At 76.4% G+C, this 1731-nt stretch carries 2 protein-coding genes; one reads left to right on the top strand and one right to left on the bottom strand.

What is annotated here, in order from left to right; translation table 11 throughout:
- Positions 1-1314 (top strand): CHAT domain-containing protein (locus tag GA0115233_RS39965; RefSeq protein ID WP_141689670.1); only part of this gene is annotated, 1314 nt, incomplete at its 5' end.
- 135 nt (positions 1315-1449) lie between these two features.
- Here GA0115233_RS39965 and GA0115233_RS39960 read toward each other — a convergent pair.
- Positions 1450-1731, bottom strand: a 282-nt coding sequence (locus GA0115233_RS39960; RefSeq protein WP_141689669.1) for a response regulator transcription factor, incomplete at its 5' end; no start/stop codon positions are given.

The following is a 1731-nucleotide window of genomic DNA, read 5'->3' as shown; positions in this document are numbered from 1 at the left end:
GGCGCCTCGGAGCTGCGGGCGCGGGCGACCGCGCAGGGCGCCGAACTCGCGGCGCTGGCGCAGCGGGTGAGCCTGGACTCGGGCGGGCCGCGGCGGTTGCTGGTGTGGAGCGAGCGGTGGCGGGCGACGGTGCTGTCGGCGCCGCCGACCCGGCCGCCCGCCGACCCGGCGCTGCAACGCGGGCTCACCGCGTTCCGGGAGATAGCGGCCCGCGCGGAGGAAGCGCGCATGGAGGGCCGTCCGGTGCCCGCCCTGGAGCGCGAACAGCGCCGCCTGGAACGGGAGATCCGCTCCCGCACCCTGCACATGCGCGGCGAGGAGGCCGGCGACGGCGACCGCTTCGACGCGGGACGCCTGCTGGAGCGGCTCGGTGACGGGACGCGGCTGGTGGAACTGGCCGTGGTGGACGGCCGGGTGCAGGTGCTGTTGTGCGGCCGTGGCAGGGTACGCCGCTTCGAGGCCGGGCTCCTCGCCGACGCGGAGGTCGAGGCCGAGCATGTGCAGGCGGGGCTGCGGCGGCTGGCCCACCCCGGGGCGGCGGCCCGGCTCCCCGTGGTGGAGGCCGCGGGACACCGCCTGGAGGAGCTGCTGCTCGGCCCGGCGGCACAGCATCTGGGCTCCGGCCCGGTCGTGATCGTCCCCCCGGCCCGTCTGCACCGGGTGCCGTGGGCCCTGCTGCCGACGCTGCGGGAGAAGGTACTCAGCGTGTCGCCGTCGGCGAGCAGTTGGCTGCGGGCCCGGGAGACCGAGCCGCCGCCGGGCGGCCGGCGGGTGCTGGTGCGCGGCCCGGGCCTGGCGACGGGCGGCGCGGAGGTGCCGGAACTCGCGGACCGCTACGGCACGCCGACCCTCCTGGAGGGCGACGACGCGAGCGTGCCGCGCGTGCTGAAGGAGCTGGACGGCGCGGCCCTGGCGCACATAGCGGCGCACGGCACCTTCCGGGCGGACAGCCCACTGTTCTCCTCCCTCCGTATGGCCGACGGCCCGTTGATCGTGCACGACTTCGAGCACCTGGACCGCAGCCCGTACCGCATCATCCTCTCCTGCTGCGACACCGCCCGCTTCGCCTCGGTGGGCGCCGACGAACTCCTGGGCCTGGTCACGGCCCTGCTGCCGCTGGGCACGGCAGGGGTGGTGGCGTGCACGGCGCCGGTGAACGACGCAGCGGTGGTCCCCCTGATGCTCGCCCTGCACAAGTCCCTGTCCGCGGGCCTGTCTCTGGCGGAGTCCCTGCGCGACGCCCGGGCCGCCGTGCCGCAGGACGCCCTCCACCAGGCGACGGGGTGGGCGTTCACGGCATTCGGGGCGGCCTGAGGGGGCCCGCTCGCGTGCGGCGGGCTGGGTGCCGCGGACGACGCCCATCATCGAAACGACGCTGCCCCACGCGCATGCGGCGGGCTGGGCACCGCAGACGACGCCCATCACCGGGACAACGCTGCCCCACTCGCGTCACGCGGGCTGCGCGTCCGGCAGTTCGACCATCCACGACAGCGCCCCCCGGTCGCTCGCGCCGAGTCGGGCGTACGCGCTGTAGAGGTGGTTGCCCACGGTCCGTACGGACAGGGTGAGGCGCTCGGCGATCTCGCGGTTGCTCAGGCCCGCCGCGGCGAGGGTGACGATCTGGCTTTGGCGGGCGGTGAGTTCACCGAGGACGAGGCCGGAGAGGGCCGGGGTACGGGCGCCCTGGCAGCGGCGGGCGAGGGCGACCGCGCGGGTGCGCGAGGTGCGGGC

Origin of the sequence: Streptomyces sp. DI166, from assembly GCF_900091315.1 — a bacterium.
GTDB classification, from domain to species: Bacteria; Actinomycetota; Actinomycetes; order Streptomycetales; family Streptomycetaceae; genus Streptomyces; species Streptomyces fuscus.
The sequence above is the reverse complement of the archived record's forward strand: the minus strand, read 5'-3'. Positions and strand labels throughout refer to the sequence as shown.